Origin of the sequence: Virgibacillus siamensis, from assembly GCF_039522605.1 — a bacterium.
GTDB lineage: Bacteria > Bacillota > Bacilli > Bacillales > Amphibacillaceae > Lentibacillus > Lentibacillus siamensis.
This window is the reverse complement of sequence record NZ_BAAADS010000001.1, coordinates 286,057-304,911: the sequence shown is the minus strand read 5'-3', so window position 1 is coordinate 304,911 and position 18,855 is coordinate 286,057. Positions and strand designations below refer to the sequence as shown.

Here is an 18,855-nt window from a genome sequence, read left to right as displayed (position 1 = left end):
TTCACCTCACAATGATTGGCTCGTAACGATAATGCCCGCTACAATCAGGGCTAGCCCTAGTACCTTTTTTCCTGTCACCGGATCACCGAACAAAAAGACAGACAACAGAAAAACGAGTACAAATGACAAGCTCATAAACGGATAGGCGTAACTGATATTGAACTTGGTCATCGCTGCCATCCAGAACAAGGATGCAACAAATGCTGACAGAAAGCCTGACAGAATCCATGGATTAAGCAGGAGCTGAAGCAGAAACAGCAGCTTGTCCATCCATTCCTGGGGCAGACTGCCGTATTGGTCAATTTTCCACTTCAGCACCAGCTGTCCGTAGACGGTAAAAAAAATCGTTCCAAGGATATAAACGTACCCCATGTTCACACTCCCGGACCAGATAATTTATGGTACACATCAACGGTATCGGAGAGCCTGAATCCAAGAGCATAAAATAGATTCAACGACGCCACATTGGCCGCTGAAATTGATGTGCGGAGCTGCTCGTAACCCAGATTAAATTGTTCCAGGCAAGCATGGCTGGTCAATGCTTTGGCAAGTCCTTGCTTACGGAATTCTTTTTTAATTCCAAGCAGTAAGACTTTATCATGGTGATAGCCGTAAAAGCCTACGGTCCGGTCGTTGACTTTCAAGGCAAAAATAGTATCCTCCTGTTGCAAGTCTTTTACCCAGTTTGAATATCGCAAGTCAGCCAGGTGGTTAGGAATGTGAAAATCCCGGTGGAATCGGCCATGCATGAATGCCTCATCGGCAATTTGTGCAATTTCGTCACTATCATACTCCCGTGAGACAGATATTCCTTCTTGTTGGTAGATGGTTAAACTTTTTCGCTCACAAACTGGTTCGATTAATGTGTCCATGTAATAGAATCCATGTTTTAACAGCAACTTCGGACTTTCCAGCGGATTCACTTTGATTGTGAAATGCCCGTCGATTGTGTCAGTTTTTCTTAGTGTTTCCTCTGAGTGGTCGAGTATTTCATACGTGTCAATATTGAAGTTCCGTTTATCCCATGGTGTTTTGCGTATTGTTTCCATATCATCATCTCCGTTCTTTCATGTCGTTGGTCGTTTCACGTATCAGATAGAGTGGGCGGGCTTTTGCTTCATTAAAGACTTTTCCGAGATACAGTCCCAGCACACCGAAATTGAAAAAAATCAGTCCGCCGATAAAGTAAATGGAGACCATGACACTGGTCCAGCCCTGTACCGGCTGTGCCAGGAAAAAATACCGGATGAATAAATACAATCCGTATAAAAAAGAGCCGAGCGCTATCAAAAATCCAAACTGAATGGATAATCGTAATGGTTTATTCGATTGGGAGATGATGGCGTCGGTTGCAAGGGATACCAGTTTATTTATGTTGTAGGAAGACTTTCCTTCCTTTCGGGCGCTGTGTTCCACTTTTACAGTGCCGGTCTTGTAACCCATCCACTGAATAAACAGCGGGAAGAAACGATTTTGCTCCTGCATTCTTCGGAATCCATCGACAACTTTTTTGGAGCTGATGCTGAAATTGGCAATCGTATGGTCAGAAGTACGTCCGGTAAAATAATCGTACACCCGGTAAAACAATTGTGATGTTTTGCGTTTGAACCAATTATCCTGTCGTATTGTCCGGTTGCCAAAAACGACTTCAAAACCTTCCTGTGCTTTATCGTATAATGTTTTTATTTCTTCCGGTTTATCTTGCAGGTCACAATCCATGACGACAATCCAGTCTCCCGCTGTGAAGTCGAGGCCTGCTGTTATGGCATGGTGCTGTCCGAAATTTCTGGCCAGATCAATTCCTTTGATCCGATCATCACTGGCTGCAAGTTGTGTGATGGTTTGCCATGCATCGTCGGGACTGGCGTCATTGACAAAGATGATTTCAAAGTGGGCTGGTATTTGTTCCATCGTTTCCGTAACCCGCGTGCAAAGGTCTTTTAAACACGCTTCACAGCCATAAACCGGGACAACTACAGAGATTAAAGGGTGGGTTGTTCCCATTTTTTTACATACCATTCTACCGTATTCTGCATTCCCGTCTTCAGGTCCGTTTCTGGTTTCCAGCCCAGTTTGTTCCGCAATTTTGAATCGTCCACCGCATATCTTTTGTCATGGCCAAGCCGGTCCATGGTAAATGTTATCAATTCCTTATAGCTGTAGGCTTCCGGTTTCAAGTGATCCAATATATCACATATGTTAATGGCAATTTCCATGTTTGTTTTTTCATTCCGTCCGCCAATATTGTAGGTTTCCATTTGTTTGCCATGGTGAAAAATAACATCCAGTGCCCTGCAGTGGTCATCAACATATAACCAGTCCCGAATGTTTTGTCCATCTCCATAAATGGGAATGGATCTACCGCGTAGTGCGTTCGATATGATTGTTGGAACGAGTTTCTCTTCATTCTGGTGTTTTCCATAATTGTTGGAACTGGATGAGATCACAACATTCATACCATATGTCGATCCGTAGCTGTTCACGAGCAAATTGGAGCTTGCCTTTGACGCACTGTACGGATTACGCGGGTTGTATGGTGTTTTTTCGTTAAATTTCCCTTCTGCACCCAGTGATCCATAAATTTCATCGGTGGAAATATGATGGAAGCGCCGGTCGGTAAGCGCTCCCTTTTCTCGCCAGGCATCACGTGCTGCCTGGAGCAGTACATTCGTGCCGAGAACGTTGGTTTCGATAAAGGATGACGCATGTTCAATCGATCGGTCAACATGTGATTCGGCAGCAAAATGGATAACACCGGTAATATCGAAATTGGCAAAGACCTCCTTTACCAGCTGTTCATCCGTAATATCACCCCGGATAAAATGATAATTTTTCAAATGTTCCACTTCACCCAGATTTTCCGCATTTCCGGCATACGTTAATTTGTCCAAATTGATAATGCAGTCGTCCGGGTGGCTTCCCAGATAATACGTGATAAAATTTGAGCCAATAAATCCGGCACCGCCTGTAACAAGTAGTGTGCTATTCATTTTCAACCATTCCCAACATTGGATTTCGATCAATTTCTTCCCAGTATTGCTCTGTATGTTTCCGTTTGGCTATTTCAATTAAATAACGGCCGTAATCAGTTTTTTCCATTGTTTTTCCTTTTTTAAATAATGCATGCTGGCTTATATACCCCATGTAATAGCTGATTTCTTCAAGGCAGGCAAGCTTGAAGCCTTGGCGCTGCTGCGTGATTTTTACAAACTCGGCAGCTTCAAACAGGGATTCGTGTGTTCCGGCATCCATCCAGGCAAATCCTCTGCCAAGCAGCTGCACGTCAAGCTGGTCACGTTTCAGGTATTGGTTGTTCAAATCGGTGATTTCCAGTTCACCCCGCTCGGAAGGTGTCAACTGTTTAGCGATGTTTACCACCCGTGAATCAAAGATATACAATCCTGTAACCGCAAAATCTGATTTCGGATCAGCCGGTTTTTCCTCCAGCGAGACTGCTTTCTGCCTGTGATCGAACTCGACAACCCCAAAACGCTCGGGGTCTTTTACACGATAACCGAAAACTGTTGCATACCGGTGATTTTCCAGTGCACGCCGGAACAAGGTGGTGAAACCCTGCCCGTAAAAAATATTATCGCCAAGAATCAGTGCCACATCATCATCCCCGATAAAGTCTTCCCCAAGGATGAATGCTTCCGGAATGCCGTTTGGTTCAGCCTGTTCCATGTGTGTCAGGTTGATGCCGTATGCAGAACCATCACCCAGAAGCGCTTCAAACCGCGGTTTATCTTCGGGAGTGCTGATGATCAGAATGTCTCTAATACCGCCGAGCATCAAGACTGAAAGCGGATAGTAAATCATCGGTTTATCAAAGACGGCAAGAAGATGTTTGTTTATGCTGTCAGTACTTGGTGACAGCCTGGTACCGCTTCCACCCGCAAGTATGATACCTTTCATATAAATCATCCCCTACAATTGGTTAGTTAACGTAATAAACCTTTCCATATATTCTATTACCGGATTTCAGGCAAATAATCTTACAATTCGATTTCAATTTAATTACTTACTTTATTTTACAATTTGTTCTGATGGGGTATAGGGATAGTAATAATGCTGTTTTTTGATACATTAAAGGATTCACCTCAGTTACAGACACCTTATTTCTATTTTCATCTAAGTATTTAATTCTGGTTCAATTGCAAAAGTCCTTCAAAAAACAGTGAAAATGAAAGATTCGCAATCTTATGGAATATGCTAAAACAGAATCATAGAAATGGAGGAGGGTGTGTATGAGGCAAAAAGTTGGTGTGCTTATATTGCACGGTGCAGGGACCCCGGATCGTGATTTTGCCAAAAAATTGATTCAGCGGATTTCAGAGGACTTCCGGAAGAAATGCGGTTTAGATGAAGTGGATCTGGAGTTTGAACCAGTTTTCTGGTCGGCTGTGTTTGAGAAGGAACAGCATGAGCTCTGGCAAAATATGCAAGAGGAGGCGGATCTTGATTACAGGAGACTGCGACAGTTTGTCATTGAGTTTTTGTCTGATGCGGTTGCCTATCAGCCGACAAACGCAGGCGGGCAAAATTACGACAGAGTGCATTCACTGGTTGCAAAATCCATCCGGCAACTAAAAGATCGGGCGGGAGAGAATGCACCGCTCTGCGTTATCAGTCACAGTCTTGGGTCCATTGTAGCAAGTAATTTTTTCTATGACCTGCAGCACAGACGGAATAACATCCGAGCGTTGACGAAGCAAAGTTCCGATGAGACTCCCATCGAGCAGTGCGAAACGATGGCACTGTTTTATTCATTGGGCAGCCCAATGGCACTATGGTCGCTCCGCTATATCGATTTTGGATCGCCGATCACTGTACCATCTCCCGGCATTGCAAAGCATTATCCTGGATTAACCGGTGAATGGGTGAATTTTTATGACAAAGATGATATTTTGGCCTATCCGCTTAAAGGTCTGAACGATGCATACAATCAGGCGGTGACAGCTGATATGGAAGTGAATGCCGGCGGACTGTTCACAAGCTGGAATCCACTGTCACATGCTAAGTATGATACGGATGAAGAGGTAGTTGGAAGGATTACTGATGGGCTGATAACAGTTTGGAAGACGGTAAATGCAAATCGCTGAATACTCTCTAGCCCTTTTAAAGCAGGATTTCAGCACTAAATGCAGAATTAATGATACAACAGGCTGATTAAACAGGGGGAGAGTTCATGGAGACAATAGAGAATGAAGTAGGTAAACCTGTAAAAAAACGAAAATGGAAAAAGATCACCTTGATTGTGCTTGGGGTACTGTTGGTAATTGGCAGTATTCTTTTCTTTATTGTAAATGCATTCATAAACCGTTCACTGGCACAGACGGAAGGAACGATTGAACTGCCTGCTCTTCGTGAGGAAGTCACTGTGATAACGGATGAAAATGGGGTTCCGCATATAAAAGCTGAAAATGCGCATGATTTGTATTTGGCGCAGGGTTTTATTCAGGCGCAGAGCCGAATGTTTCAAATGGAGTTATCACGCAGACAGGCATCCGGTACGTTAAGTGAAGTTGTCGGGGAAGCAGTTGTTGATCAGGATAAATATTTTCGCACACTCGGGTTGAGACGGGCAGCGAAGCAATCATATGCGGTGTATTCAGATGAAGATAAACAGATTCTGCAGTGGTTCAGTGACGGGATCAATGCCTATATCAGCCAGGCTAAGGCAAATAACAGTTTGCCGGTGGAATTTATGCTTATGGGAACGGTGCCGAATAAATGGACGCCGATTGATTCGTTGACAATCGGAAAATATATGGCGTTTGATCTTGGTGGACATTGGGAAAGACAGGCATTCAATTATTATGTACGAAACAATTTTACAAAAGAGAAGGCGTATGAACTGTTCCCTGGCTATCCGGAAAATAAGCCAACGATTATTGACGAAGCAGAAGTGGATATTGCCGAAAGTTTTGCAAAAGCGGTCATTCCGCATACATTTAATGGAAGCAATAACTGGGTTGTCAGCGGAAAGAAAACCCAATCCGGGATGCCGCTGCTTGCCAATGATCCGCATTTGGGTCTTGCAACACCTTCGATCTGGTATCAGATGCATCTGGAGTCCCCGGAAGTAAACGTAAGCGGAGTTATTTTTGCCGGTGTTCCCGGAATTATTCTCGGGCATAACGAGCGTATCGCCTGGGGCGTGACAAATACGGGTCCTGATGTGCAGCAGCTTTATCTGGAGAAACGCAATCCGGACAATCCACAGGAATTTTTGTATGAGGGTGAGTGGGAGAAAGCCAAAGTTGTTGAAGAACCGATTCATGTAAAAAATGGCGATACAATTGAATATGAGGTGGTTGTAACACGCCATGGTCCGGTGATTTCCGAATTTGCCAATGAAAGTGCACAGGATACGGTGCTGTCACTGCAGTGGACGGCACTTGAACCAACAACCGAACTCGCTGCGATTCTGGATATTAACCGGGCATCAAACTGGAAGGAGTTTGAAAAAGCACTGGAAAACTTCCTTGTCCCGGCGCAGAATTTTGTGTTTGCATCAAAAGACGGTACGATTGCTTATAAAGCAAACGGGAAAATTCCAATTTATAAAAACGGTGATGATGCACTGCTTCCATTGAAGGGGTGGCAAAAAGAAAATGACTGGAAAGGGTTTATCCCGTTTGACGAGTTGCCGACTGTCATTAACCCGGAAAAAGGGTTTATTGCAACTGCAAATAATAAAATCATTGGTGATGAATATCCGTACCATATCAGTAATGTTTGGGCACAGCCATACCGCTATGAACGCATTACCGAAGTGCTTGAAGCGGGTGCCGATCTAACCGTAAAAGACATGATGGCGCTGCAGATGGATCAGACGAATTTGCAGGCACGTGAATTTGTGCCGATTTTCATGGAAGCTTTGGAAGGTGTGGAATTGTCCCAAACAGCGGAGCAGGCCGTAAAGCTGTTGAAAAACTGGAACTTTAAAGACAGTGTAGATTCCCCGCAGCCATTGGTATTTCATCGCTGGATGGAGGAAATTGAGGCGATTTTATATGAAGATGCTATTCCGGAAGATGTGATGGATTTGTTTGGGGGCAAAGGCCAGACGACGGATAAAATTCTCAGACAAGGTAATGAGTCCGTGTGGATCCAGGATAATGGCGGGATGCAAACTGTACTGCATCAGGCATTACAACAAGCATTGCAGCCACTGACGGAAGTGTACGGAAACGATATGACATCGTGGGAGTGGGGGAACTACCATAAAGTACAGTTTTATCACCCGCTCTCCGCCATAAGTCCGGTACTGGAATTCTTTTTTAATCGTGAGGATCCGATTCCTGTAGGCGGAAGCAGTGTAACACCGATGGCAGCCAGTTATGACCCGGAAACTGGCATTGTCGATCATGGAGCATCTTGGCGGTTTGTGATCGATGCGAAAAATATGAAAACAGGTTACCATATTGTCGGACCCGGTCAGGCCGGACATTTTAAAAGTGAATGGTACCATGATCAAATGGATGATTGGGTGGAAGGCAATTATCATATGACGATAACAGATGGGATGGAAGGAGCTAAACTGCAGTTGACACCATAAGTGGATTCTTTATCGTGTAATGGATAAATTTCCATCTAAAGATACATCCTAGTGATATAACATGTAAAAGGGTGGTATCGAATGGATGTAGCAAGTATCCTGATAGTTATTGGATTTGTTGTCATTGTACTAATTGTCCTTATACTGCTTGTAGCAGGCATACGTCTGCTTAAGGAAGATCGGACACAGAGGCAGCATCCAGTGTTACGCAATTATCCGGTACTGGGCAGGGTCCGCTACTTTTTGGAAAAAGTTGGTCCGGAATTACGCCAGTATCTTTTCAATAATGATCGAGAAGGGAAACCATTCTCACGGAATGAATATGCCCATATTGTCAAAAAAGCCAAATATAAACGTGATGTTATGGGCTTTGGTTCGCAACGGGATTTTGAAGAAGCAGGATATTATGTTCGCAATTCCATGTTTCCGAAATTGACGGAAGAACTGAAAATAGACCGTGATGTTAAACAAACGACAGGGCGGTATCTATTGATAAAAGATCCATTATTTACACAACGCAAGGAAGAATGGGAGCAGGATGAATCACCAGCCTACCTGTTGGATGAAGAAGATACGATTGTCATTGGGAAGGATTGCCGTTATCCATTTAAAGTAAGGGGACAAATCGGCATGTCCGCGATGAGTTACGGCTCACTTGGAGACCGTGCAATTACCGCGCTTTCCGAGGGTCTTGGTATTGCGAAAGGTACGTGGATGAATACAGGTGAGGGCGGGCTTTCCGATTACCATTTAAAAGGCGGCTGCGACCTTATCATGCAGATAGGGCCGGGGATGTTCGGTGTGCGGGATAGAGAAGGGAATTTTAATTGGGATGAATTGCTGGAAAAAAGTAAAATACCGCAATTGAAAGCATTTGAAGTAAAACTTGCACAGGGAGCGAAAACACGCGGTGGACACGTCGACGGAGAAAAAGTAAATGAAGAAATTGCCCGGATTCGGATGGTCGAGCCCTATGAATCAATCGACAGTCCGAACCGTTTTCCCGAATTTGACGATATCCCATCATTATTTGAGTTTATCGGAAAAATCCGTGAACATACTGGTAAGCCAATCGGAATGAAAATTGTAGTGGGAAGTCACTTTGAAGCAGAAGAATTGGCCAAAAATATCAAAGAACTTGATACCGGGCCTGATTTCATTACGATTGACGGCAGTGAAGGTGGAACCGGGGCATCCTATCAGGAACTGGCAGATAGTGTTGGGCTTCCTATCCGTTCAGCATTACCCCTGGTGGATTATGAGCTGAAAAAATATGGTGTCCGGGACAAGGTGAAAATATTTGCCTCAGGAAAGTTGTTTTCTCCAGACCGGGTAGCAATTGCGCTTTCCATGGGAGCTGATCTGGTAAACATCGCACGCGGCTTTATGATCACAGTAGGCTGTATACAAACGCTTAAATGTCATTCCAATGCATGCCCTGTCGGTGTTGCAACAACAGACCCGGACTTGCAAAAAGCACTTGTCGTGGATGAGAAGAAATATCGCACAGCCAATTATCTGATAACCATGCGCAAAGGGCTATTCCGAATCGGGGCAGCAGCCGGACTGGAATCTCCTATTCATTTCAGCAAGGAAAATATTGTGTATAAGGATGATAAGGGCAAAACATGGGCCTTGGACGACATTTACGAATCGATGGTACAACATGATGGAAAGGGCTCCGCAAATGCATAAATGAGATGGCTCCAGTTTTTGCTGGGGTCTTTTTAATTTAGCGGAGCCGGTTTAGAATAATTGCTATTCAGGCTTTTCAATCCTATAATGAAACAAACATCCAAGGATAAAGGGGGAGTGGGGTTGCCAATTAATGTTTCAAAAGAATTGCCAGCAAGCGATTCTTTAAAGCTGGAAAAAATTTTTGTCATGGATGAAGATCGAGCAAGGACACAGGATATTCGTCCTCTCAATATATTGATATTAAATTTAATGCCTGAAAAAGAAAAAACCGAATTGCAGTTGCTACGACTGCTCGGTAATACACCGCTGCAGGTTAATATCAGTTTTCTCAGAACGAAAAGCCATCGGTCAAAACATGTCAGCCGTCATCATTTGGAAAATTTCTATACAACGTTCGAGCATGTTAAAAACCGCCGATATGATGGGCTGATCATTACTGGTGCTCCGATAGAACATCTAGATTTTCAGGATGTGAACTATTGGAATGAACTGACGGAAATCATGGATTGGGCCAGTGACAATGTAACGTCAACACTACATATATGCTGGGGAGCACAGGCGGCACTGTATCATCATTATGGAATTGAAAAATTTGCGATGCCGAAGAAAAGCTTTGGCATTTTTAAACATCAAATTTCTGATCCAACGGTAAAACTGGTGCGTGGATTTGATGAAATTTTCCATGCCCCGCATTCAAGATATACCAATATTTCCAAAGAAGCAGTCGAAAATAATGCTGATTTAACACTGTTGTCCGTTTCAGAGGAAGATGCACCGTTTATTATCATGTCCAATGATGCCAAAAACATCATGATAACCGGGCATTTGGAGTACGATGCGACAACACTTGCAGAAGAATATAGACGTGATATCGGCAGGGGAGTCGAAATCGATATCCCGGTGAATTACTTCCCGGATAATGATGTTAACCAACGTCCGCCTAATATATGGCGGTCACACAGCCACTTGCTTTTCTCCAATTGGCTGAACTACTATGTCTACCAGCAGACGCCGTTTGAGTGGGAGTAGGCTTGTTGAATTTTCTTGTTATACTAATAAAGAGGCTGGGACAAAAAGTGTTTGTGTGAGCCGCTCCGGAAACATACTTCGCTTTCCGCGGACGGCTGGTGAGCCTCCTTGTGCATACGCACTTCGGAGTCTCACCTATGCCTTTCCTCCCGCTGGAGTCTACGTATATTTCCTCCGCTAATTATCCTTTGGTTACACTTACTGATTTGTCACAGCCGTATTAAGTTATTTTAATTCTTTAAATCCCGAGCTTTTTAAGCCCATTGGCAATTCCGTCGTCTGTAACGGAGGTTGTTCGGTGTTTGGCGTATTGAAAAAGATCCGGATGTGAATTGTCCATTGCAAAACTTTCCCCCACAGCAGCCAGCATTTCCTTATCATTCATGCCGTCACCAAAAGCGATTGCCTCTTCCGGTTTAATATCCAGCAGCTGCAGAACTTGTTCAACAGCTTGTCCTTTATTGAAATTTTGGCGAATCACATCATAGCAATCTTTAACACCTGCAGTCTGGACAGGTGACAGGTGTATCAAATCATCGATATTATACCACTTTTCTTCAGCGGATTTTACATTCATTAATGTAGCACCAAGAATGTGATCGGTTTTTTCGCCGGTGAATAATTCATTTTTTTTCAGCTGAAATGCTTCGATGAATTGTTTCACACAGGGGTTTGTTAAGGATGTGAAGTAGTTGGCGTCGTCAGTATATAATACCGCCTCATGGCCATGTTCATAGCCGATATCCAGAAACTTTTGGACGATATCCTGTCTGAGCGGTTCATTTAAAATTGTCTTTCCTCGATGTACGGCATGTGCGCCGTTATACCCAATGTAGGAATGGACATCCAGTTTAGCGGCAAGCTGATCCAGCTCATGAAGTGGCCGCCCTGTTGCGAAAAACACATGAACTCCCTGCTCGGTTACACTTTTGATTGTCTGTTTTGTTGAATCCGAAACGGTGTGATCCGGTTTTAAAATAGTTCCATCAATATCAAGAAATAAAATTTTATACGTCACATGCGTCACTCCTGTCGTAAAGTCTCTTTGCATTGTAGCATATTCAGTATGGTGATGTATGCAAATGCATTTTTTTACATGGGTAATTTTATTGATTTTATCCGAAAATAAGAGGGAGACAGATTATATCTGTTTCAAAATCAGGGGGAGTGATCAGCGATGTCCGATAACAATAACAATGATTTGCTGGTACCCGGAGCAAAGGGTTCAGTAAAGAATTTAAAAGAGGAGATTGCCAATGAACTCGATGTTCAGCCCGGTGCTGACACAACTGCACGTGAAAACGGGGCAGTCGGTGGAGAGATGGTAAAACGCATGATCAGAATCGCTGAATCAAGTATGTCCAATAAGAACAGATAGACGAATAATTGGATACACGAAGTTCCTTTATGCATGGCCCTTGCTGCAATTTGCAGCGAGGGCTGCTTTTTAATCGCTTAGCGTACTATGAAATTTTGTAGATGTGGATAATGCACTTGCTCCTAATCAGCCACGTCCAGCTCCAGCGCCCAGCGACTAGCAAACTTCACACTTCCTCACTCCGATAAGTCAACATCGGTTCGCTTTCAGCTTACCGTGTTTCCTTTATCTCATTGCGGAGTGCTCCAGTTTGTACGTCGCTAAACGGGCTCTTCCGCTTTTGTTCTCCACTACAACTTTTCACTTTCTGACTCCAGCCATTCTTTGATCGTGCCAACAACTGATTCGACCGTTCCTTCCTCGAATGGTGACTCAAGATTAGCCGCTTCAACAAGATTGAGGAATGATTTGGATCCGCCAAGCTTACATAGTTTCAGGTAGTCTTCCCATGCTTTGGAGCCTTCTTCGCGCGACCGTTTCACAGATTTGAGCCAACGTATAGTCGATGTAATAAAATGGTACGTCATAAATATGTCCCTGCCGCTGCCAGAAACCACCAGCTTCCAGGTATGGGTGTCCGTCATAGTCCCGGTGTGGCAGATAGGTCTCTTCAAGCCGTTTCCATGCCTGTTTTCGCTCAGCTGGTGACCAGTCCGGATTTTCGTATACAAGGTGCTGAAATTCATCGACTGCAACACCATACGGCAAAAATTGCAGTCCATCCGCCAGATGGGAATACTTATATTTATCTGTGTCTTCTTTGAAAAATAATTCCATCCATGGCCAGGTGAAAAATTCCATGCTCATCGAATGGATCTCTGCCGCTTCATATGTTGGCATCAGATATTCCGGAATCCCGATGTTGCGGCTGGAATAAAATTGGAAAGCATGTCCCGCTTCATGGGTCAGTACATCAATATCAGCTGACGTTCCATTGAAATTGGAAAAAATAAATGGTGATTGATAATCCTCAACGAATGTGCAATAGCCTCCAGCTTCTTTCCCTTTTTTCGCTTCCAAATCCATCAAATGGCGATCCATCATATACTGAAAAAATTGGTCTGTCTCATCGGAAAGCTCCCGATACATTTTTTTCCCGTTGGCAATTATCCATTCCGGGTTTCCTTTGGGAGTCGCATTGCCGGCAGGAAATTGAAATGCTTCATCATAGTATTTCAATTTTTCCACACCAATTCGCTCCGCCTGTTTTTTGTACAATCGGGTAACAAACGGGACAATCGATTCGCGGACCTGCTTGCGGAATACCTCCACCATATCGGAGTCATAATCAATTCGCAGCATGCGGACATAACCGAGCTCAACAAAATTTTTGTATCCGAGTGTTGTTGCGATTTCATGGCGGGTTTTGACAAGCTGATCATAAATATCATCGAATTTTTCGGCGTTCTCGGCAAAAAATCCGGTACTTGCTTCAACGGCTTTTTTGCGGATGGAACGGTCTTTATGCTGTGCAAACGGACTGAGTTGAGCGAGTGTGTACGTGTCACCCCGGAAGTCCACTTGTGCGGATGCAACCAGCTTTGAATATTCCGATGACAATTTGTTTTCCTTTTGCAGCAGTTCCATTACTTCCGGTGAAAATGCTTTTATTTCATGGTCTGCAATTTGAAACAATTGTGGCCCCCATTGTTCCTCTAATGCATCACGGAAAGGTGATTTGACCAGCTCTTTGTAAAATATGGTATTCATCTCTACTATTTCCGGCTCAACTTCATCAAAAAAGTCCCGTTCCGTCTGATAAAATTCATCGTTTGTATCGATTGACGCACGGATGTACACCAGGTTAGCAAGCGTGGACAGCGTGTTTCTGAAATCGTTAATCGCCTTGATGGCTTTATTTTGTTCTTTGATCGATGCCGCATTTGTAAAAGCGGACAAAAGACTGTTAAATTTTTCTTTGGTATCTTTCATGTCGGGCCGTTTATATGTATATTCCTCAAAAGTTTTCATTGATATTCCTCCTCGTATATATGTAATTTTCGATATTTATTTAAAAAATCCTTTTCGGGATAAGAAATTTATTATAAGGTTAAAGTCGATGGACATAATATTTTAGATAGTTGCAGAAACTGTCAAGGAGGGGAATGGTATGAAGTCGAAGTTCGATATACCAGAGGAAAAGAAAGAGGAAATGGCTGAAACGATCAGAGGGTACTTTGAAACAGAACGAGGGGAAGATATCGGGAATCTTGCTGCAATCATGCTTTTGGATTTTATTGTCGAGGAGATTGCCCCGGCATTTTATAATCTCGGGGTGGAGGACAGCCGTATATATATAAATGAAAAACTTGATGATCTGTACGGTATCATGAAGTAAAGAGGTATGAATTAAATTGACTTTATAATTGTTACTAGGTAAACTGGAAGTAAATTTGATATAGAAAGATGAGGTGATTTTGATGTTTGGTACTGCCCTTCTTATTGGTCTGGTAGCGTTAATTGTTTTAATGGTTTTAAACATCATCATCAGCAAGGCTTCATCCTACAGTAAATATACAATATACATACCAGCAATTATTGTATTTGCTATTGGAATGATTTTGATATTTATTTCAGTAACCCAAAATATTGTGGTATCAGGATTAGGTCTTGGCGGATGGGGGATTGCATTCCTGTTCGCTGCAGCAGTAACAGCAGTTTCCACTTCGATTGTGGACTCGGGTCAGCACTCTTAATCAAAGCAACCACTCAATACAGTGGTTGCTTGTTTTATGGTAATATCGACTGTACAAAAACAGGTAATTGGATTGCGGGCATTAAATGGCTCTTTTGGGTGTTTTTCCCAGTTTCATTTTACTAAGCTACTTGGTCAGGAATGTATTTCCATTCCGTTGTTCCACTTTTTGTTCCTTCATCAGTTTCCCGAGTGCACGTTTGAATGCAGCTTTGCTGATGTTGAATGTTCCCCGGATATCCTCGGGATCACTTTTGTCACTGAAAGGCATGATTCCGCCATTTTGTTCCAGATGCATTAAAATATTGTCGGCATCCTCAATCCGGCTTTCTTTTTTGATCGGTCTGAGCGAGATATTAATGGACCCATCCTCTTTAACATCAATAACCCGCCCTTTGACCAGTTCACCAAGCCTCGGTTCCGTTTTACGTTCGGTATGGTGGATAAAGCCTCTGTAGTTATTTGCCGTGATGACAGCGGCTCCTTCTTTACTTGTTCGATATACCCTTCCGCTAATTGTCTTGTTTAAAATTGCTCCAGGAGCAGTTTCCCAAAGATGATCAAAGGCACTTTCCGCAGCAGGAATGGCAAGTAGTCGCCCTTTCCGGTCCTTTCCGAGTGTAACAAACAGTTTGTCTTTTTCATCCGGCCAGACTTTTTCAAACAGCGGCAGGTCGTCCATGGAGACAAGTATTTCCTTCGTAGTTCCGATATCGACAAACACACCCAGCCCGGGCATTTTTTCAACAACGTCTGCCCAGCCGTATGTATCCCTTGAAATAAAAGGGATTTTTCCGGTTGCAACGGTTTGTCCTTTTTTGTCGGTGTACAGGAAAATTTCTATGTGCTGTCCGGGTTCCAGCTGATTATCGATTTCGTTATGGTGTAGCAATATGTTTCCTTCCAGTACGTATCCGGTGTCGATTTTACGAATGACTTCAAGTGTCTGTATCATTCCTGGTCTCATTAGAAATCAGTCCTTTTGGTTTTGAATTGGAAAAGGGGTACCCTCACTAAAAGAGTACCCCTTTGATTTACAAAGTAACACATAAGTTTTATTTTCATGTTTTATTTCCCGACTGCATCTAATCGGGTTGGAAATCGTTCATTTCAGTTGATTTCATTTGCCGCGGTAAAAGTTCCACTGGTGTTTTCTAACTTAAGCAACGTCAGCCCTACCTGCTCTGACGTCCTTGCGACCCCGAAGCCGCGCCAGTGTGAATAAGCATCTACAAAAATCACAAGCAGAATGCCAAAAATTACCACTTACTTGCTACTTTCAAAATGTACCAATATTAATACTCTCATAAAAAGAACGATGTGTCAAGCTCCTGTTTTGAGTCAACTTATTCGAGCGCTGAGTGGCTGTATGATAGACTAATATAAGGTTACCGAACGCTGGGATCCAGTTGTTGGGGTAAAGGGACGTGGAAATGCAGGAGATTACCGGAGTGGCTGAGTAAACCATTTCAAGTTAATATTATTTAAATGGAGAGAGAAAGATGGCATTATTTTTTCAGGTTGTGCTGCCGATAATGGCCGTATTCGGTTCGGGCTATTTATTGCAGCGGATTCGAATTCTGGATGTGAAGTCACTCGCGACCACATCGATTTACATTTTTTTACCCGCACTTGTATTTACATCATTATATGAATCAAATTTTAATCAGGGGTATACCGTCATCGTCGTTTTTGCGTTGTTTTTACTGGTAATGATGGTTGTCATGAATAAAATACTTGCTCGGATCTTCAAATGGAAGGAGTCAGTGGAAAGCGGCGCGATTTTGACAACTGCATTTATGAACGGGGGAAACTATGGGGTCCCGGTAATGCTTTTCAGTTTAGGGGAAAAAGCATTGCCATATGCGGTGTTTTTTATGGTGTTTCAGTCACTTGTCATGAACGTGGTAGGTGTTTATTATGCTTCAAGAGGCACAAGTGGTGTTGTGCGTGCAGTAAAAACTGTGTTCAAAATGCCGGCAACATATGCTGCTATGTTGGCATTTGTATTTCAGGCAATACCTTGGGGAATACCGGAACCTGTTTTTTCAACCATTTCGATGCTGGGGAATGCCGCTATACCGCTTATGATGGTTATGCTTGGCATGCAGCTTGCTTCGATTACATCCCTTAAATTTAATTGGCAGGTTATCACCTCATCGGTTATTATTCGTATGCTTGTTTCACCGCTGCTGGCATTTTTGTTTATTTGGATTGCCGAACCGGATCCCATGATTGCGGCAATTCTTGTAATTGTTGCAGCCATGCCAAGTGCAGCGACAACGACCATGTTTGCGATTGAGTTTGATACTGAACCTGATCTGGTTTCCAGCATTACGCTGGTTACAACATTGGTCAGTATTGTATCAGTTACGGTTTTGTTGAACCTGATCGCCTGATGTTTGCTTTTCTGTGTGAAGGGGAAACTTAATGGAAAGTACGATGGAAGGGTGTCATAATGATACGCACAATTTTAATGATAATCGGTGCGATTGTAGTCATAGGCTGGATAATTTCAATTTTATAAGTTCAAACATCGCTGATGGGAGACATCTCATCAGCGATGTTAAGTATATGTCAAATTGACATCATATATCATTTAATATATGATTAGCATATTATGAAAAAAGAAACGAAACAGCAAAAAGTGTATAAAGGTTTGAAAAAAAGAATTATTGAGCGGATTTATGTACCGGGGCAACGTATTGTCATTGACCAGATTGCCAAAGAAATGGAAACAAGTACAATTCCAGTCCGGGAAGCAGTCCGTCAGCTTGAATCAGAACGGCTTGTCGTTTACAGGCAGAATGTGGGACCGGTTGTTTCAGAGGTAAATGAAAATGATTATTCTGATACACTGCGGGTCCTTGCGTTACTGGAGGGGTATGCGACAGCACTAAGTGCTGAACGTTTTCCGCGGGAGAAATTGGTGGTATTAAAAGATTTAAATCAACAGATGAAGGAGGCTCTGGATAATATCGATATTTTGAATTTTGGAAAGCTGAACGCCGAATTTCATCGTGTGATATGCGAAGAGTGCAATAACAATTATTTACTCGAAGCGGTCCGTGATACTTGGAACAGGCTTGATTCAATCCGTGGACTGGGTTCAATGCTGTATTCGCTTCGTGTAAAAGAATCGATCAAGGAACACACTGAAATTATACGATATATTGAATATGGCGGGTCTTTTTCTGAAATCGAAGAACATTCACGGATGCACAAAATAAAAACGGCGGAAGACTTCGAACGCCGACGCCAGAAACAAATGGAAGCTGACAATCCCGTCGGATAACTTCACTAGAAAAGTTATCCGTCGGGGTTTTATTTTTTTCAATTCCCGATAGAACGGCAGATTTCGCTGATAGGACTCAATTTTCACCGATAAGACAGCCAAATTCGCCGGTAGAAATTAGTTGAAGCATTAATCCCAAAAACTATAAATTCAATCCCTAATCCCATTTGACATTATATATAAAATCATATACGATTTAACTGTTCAGAAAATTTAACTGTTCAGAAAATTTATAGAAATCCAACTGTGGAGGTATGCTTTAATCAATTAAAACGGAGGGAAAAACGGATGGCGTATGGGGAAGCAAGAACACGATTCAGAGGCTCAATATCACCAGTGGTCACACCGTTTCATGAAGATGAGCGCATTGATTTTGATACATTCACGGAACTGATTAACTGGCATATTGAAAGTGGCAGTCACGGAATTTCTGTTACGGGAACATCCGGCGAGCCAAGCTCGATGTCAGTTGACGAACGGATAAACGTGATGGAGACAGCTGGCAAAACAGTAAACGGCCGTGTCCCTTTTATCCCCGGAACCGGCTCAACCAACCACCAGGAAACATTGCGAATGACAAAAGCTGCACAGGAAATGGGAGCAGACGGTGCTTTGGTGATTGTTCCGTACTACAACAAGCCTAACCAGCATGCATTGTATAAACATTTTAAGGCAATCGCTGATTCAGTGGACATCCCGATTATTTTATACAATATTCCAGGTCGAACAGCGGTAAATTTGAAAGCGGATACAATTGCTGCACTGGCAAAAGATTGTCCGAATATTATCGGCGTGAAGGAAGCAAACAAAGATTTTGAGCATGTAAATAAAGTGCTTCTGAAAGCAGGACGTGATTTCAATCTATATTCCGGCATTGAAGTACTTTGCTACCCGATGCTGGCCATCGGCGGGGCGGGTCATATAAGTGCAACGGCTAACGTGGCACCAACAGAGGTAGCTGATCTTTTCAATAAATGGGAAGCGGGCGATGTAAACGGAGCTCAGGATTTGCACTATCACCTGATGCCGCTGAATGACGTGCTGTTTCGGGACACGAACCCGGCTCCGGCCAAAACAGCGCTCAGCATGATGGGTAAAATTAAACCTGTACTCCGGAAGCCACTTGATGTGCCGTCTGAGGAAGTTCAGGAGGAAGTCCGTTCCACTTTAATATCATACAATCTAATTTAATTAAG

At 43.1% G+C, this 18,855-nt stretch carries 17 protein-coding genes and 1 pseudogene; 10 read left to right on the top strand and 8 right to left on the bottom strand.

The annotated features are described in order from the left end of the window. Positions 1-6 precede the first annotated feature (6 nt). The 5 genes from ABD010_RS01520 to rfbA are packed head-to-tail and all read right to left on the bottom strand — an operon-like array spanning position 7 to position 3,915. On the bottom strand, positions 7-372 hold the full coding sequence (locus ABD010_RS01520; RefSeq protein ID WP_343809638.1) for an EamA family transporter: 366 nt from the start codon (positions 370-372) through the stop codon (positions 7-9). Positions 373-374: 2 nt separating this feature from the next. Next, entirely contained in the window at positions 375-1,049 is a 675-nt protein-coding gene (locus ABD010_RS01515; protein ID WP_343809637.1) for a GNAT family N-acetyltransferase, read from the bottom strand. 4 nt (positions 1,050-1,053) lie between these two features. After that, positions 1,054-2,004 (bottom strand): glycosyltransferase family 2 protein, encoded by a 951-nt coding sequence (locus ABD010_RS01510; protein ID WP_343809635.1) that lies wholly within the window; start codon positions 2,002-2,004, stop codon positions 1,054-1,056. Continuing rightward, positions 1,983-2,990 (bottom strand): dTDP-glucose 4,6-dehydratase, encoded by a 1,008-nt coding sequence (gene rfbB / locus ABD010_RS01505; protein WP_343809633.1) that lies wholly within the window; start codon positions 2,988-2,990, stop codon positions 1,983-1,985. The genes ABD010_RS01510 and rfbB overlap by 22 nt, the downstream gene beginning before the upstream one ends. Further along, a complete protein-coding gene (rfbA, locus tag ABD010_RS01500) occupies positions 2,983-3,915 on the bottom strand; it encodes a glucose-1-phosphate thymidylyltransferase RfbA (RefSeq protein WP_343809631.1) in 933 nt (310 codons plus the stop codon). The genes rfbB and rfbA overlap by 8 nt, the downstream gene beginning before the upstream one ends. A gap of 332 nt (positions 3,916-4,247) precedes the next feature. Here rfbA and ABD010_RS01495 point away from each other — a divergent pair, with 332 nt between their 5' ends. The 4 genes from ABD010_RS01495 (at position 4,248) to metA (ending at position 10,291) form a co-directional block, all read left to right on the top strand. After that, positions 4,248-5,102 (top strand): chemotaxis protein, encoded by an 855-nt coding sequence (locus ABD010_RS01495; protein ID WP_343809629.1) that lies wholly within the window; start codon positions 4,248-4,250, stop codon positions 5,100-5,102. A gap of 86 nt (positions 5,103-5,188) precedes the next feature. Next, positions 5,189-7,564 carry a penicillin acylase family protein gene (locus ABD010_RS01490; RefSeq protein WP_343809627.1) on the top strand — a complete coding sequence of 792 codons (2,376 nt, stop codon included), beginning with the start codon at positions 5,189-5,191 and terminating at the stop codon, positions 7,562-7,564. Positions 7,565-7,645: 81 nt separating this feature from the next. Further along, positions 7,646-9,259, top strand: a complete 1,614-nt coding sequence (locus ABD010_RS01485) for an FMN-binding glutamate synthase family protein (protein WP_343809626.1) — start codon at positions 7,646-7,648, stop codon at positions 9,257-9,259. Between the two features lie 123 nt (positions 9,260-9,382). Further along, positions 9,383-10,291 carry a homoserine O-acetyltransferase MetA gene (metA, locus tag ABD010_RS01480; RefSeq protein WP_343809625.1) on the top strand — a complete coding sequence of 303 codons (909 nt, stop codon included), beginning with the start codon at positions 9,383-9,385 and terminating at the stop codon, positions 10,289-10,291. 238 nt (positions 10,292-10,529) lie between these two features. Here the strand turns inward: metA and ABD010_RS01475 are convergent, their stop codons facing one another. Then, complete coding sequence (locus ABD010_RS01475; RefSeq protein WP_343809624.1) at positions 10,530-11,309, bottom strand: HAD family hydrolase; 780 nt, start codon at positions 11,307-11,309, stop codon at positions 10,530-10,532. Positions 11,310-11,468: 159 nt separating this feature from the next. On the opposite strand from ABD010_RS01475, the gene ABD010_RS01470 reads away from it, so the two are divergent. Then, positions 11,469-11,669 carry an alpha/beta-type small acid-soluble spore protein gene (locus ABD010_RS01470; RefSeq protein ID WP_343809623.1) on the top strand — a complete coding sequence of 67 codons (201 nt, stop codon included), beginning with the start codon at positions 11,469-11,471 and terminating at the stop codon, positions 11,667-11,669. 290 nt (positions 11,670-11,959) lie between these two features. Here ABD010_RS01470 and ABD010_RS01465 read toward each other — a convergent pair. Continuing rightward, positions 11,960-13,640: pseudogene (locus ABD010_RS01465) on the bottom strand (M3 family oligoendopeptidase). 139 nt (positions 13,641-13,779) lie between these two features. Here ABD010_RS01465 and ABD010_RS01460 point away from each other — a divergent pair. Together ABD010_RS01460 and ABD010_RS01455 are read left to right on the top strand one after the other, a co-directional pair. Then, positions 13,780-14,007, top strand: a complete 228-nt coding sequence (locus tag ABD010_RS01460; RefSeq protein WP_343809621.1) for a DUF2164 domain-containing protein — start codon at positions 13,780-13,782, stop codon at positions 14,005-14,007. Between the two features lie 82 nt (positions 14,008-14,089). Beyond that, positions 14,090-14,365: a hypothetical protein gene (locus ABD010_RS01455; RefSeq protein ID WP_343809619.1), complete on the top strand. Its 276-nt coding sequence runs from the start codon at positions 14,090-14,092 to the stop codon at positions 14,363-14,365. Between the two features lie 126 nt (positions 14,366-14,491). On the opposite strand, the gene ABD010_RS01450 is transcribed toward ABD010_RS01455, so the two are convergent. Continuing rightward, entirely contained in the window at positions 14,492-15,319 is an 828-nt protein-coding gene (locus ABD010_RS01450) for a CvfB family protein (protein WP_343809617.1), read from the bottom strand. A 547-nt stretch (positions 15,320-15,866) separates the two neighbouring features. On the opposite strand from ABD010_RS01450, the gene ABD010_RS01445 reads away from it, so the two are divergent. The 3 genes from ABD010_RS01445 to hpaI all read left to right on the top strand — a co-directional run bounded on the left by ABD010_RS01445 (position 15,867) and on the right by hpaI (position 18,850). Then, complete coding sequence (locus tag ABD010_RS01445) at positions 15,867-16,763, top strand: AEC family transporter (protein ID WP_343809615.1); 897 nt, start codon at positions 15,867-15,869, stop codon at positions 16,761-16,763. A gap of 221 nt (positions 16,764-16,984) precedes the next feature. Further along, positions 16,985-17,659 (top strand): GntR family transcriptional regulator, encoded by a 675-nt coding sequence (locus tag ABD010_RS01440; RefSeq protein ID WP_343809613.1) that lies wholly within the window; start codon positions 16,985-16,987, stop codon positions 17,657-17,659. Between the two features lie 288 nt (positions 17,660-17,947). Then, on the top strand, positions 17,948-18,850 hold the full coding sequence (hpaI, locus tag ABD010_RS01435; protein ID WP_343809611.1) for a 2,4-dihydroxyhept-2-ene-1,7-dioic acid aldolase: 903 nt from the start codon (positions 17,948-17,950) through the stop codon (positions 18,848-18,850). Positions 18,851-18,855: the final 5 nt, after the last annotated feature.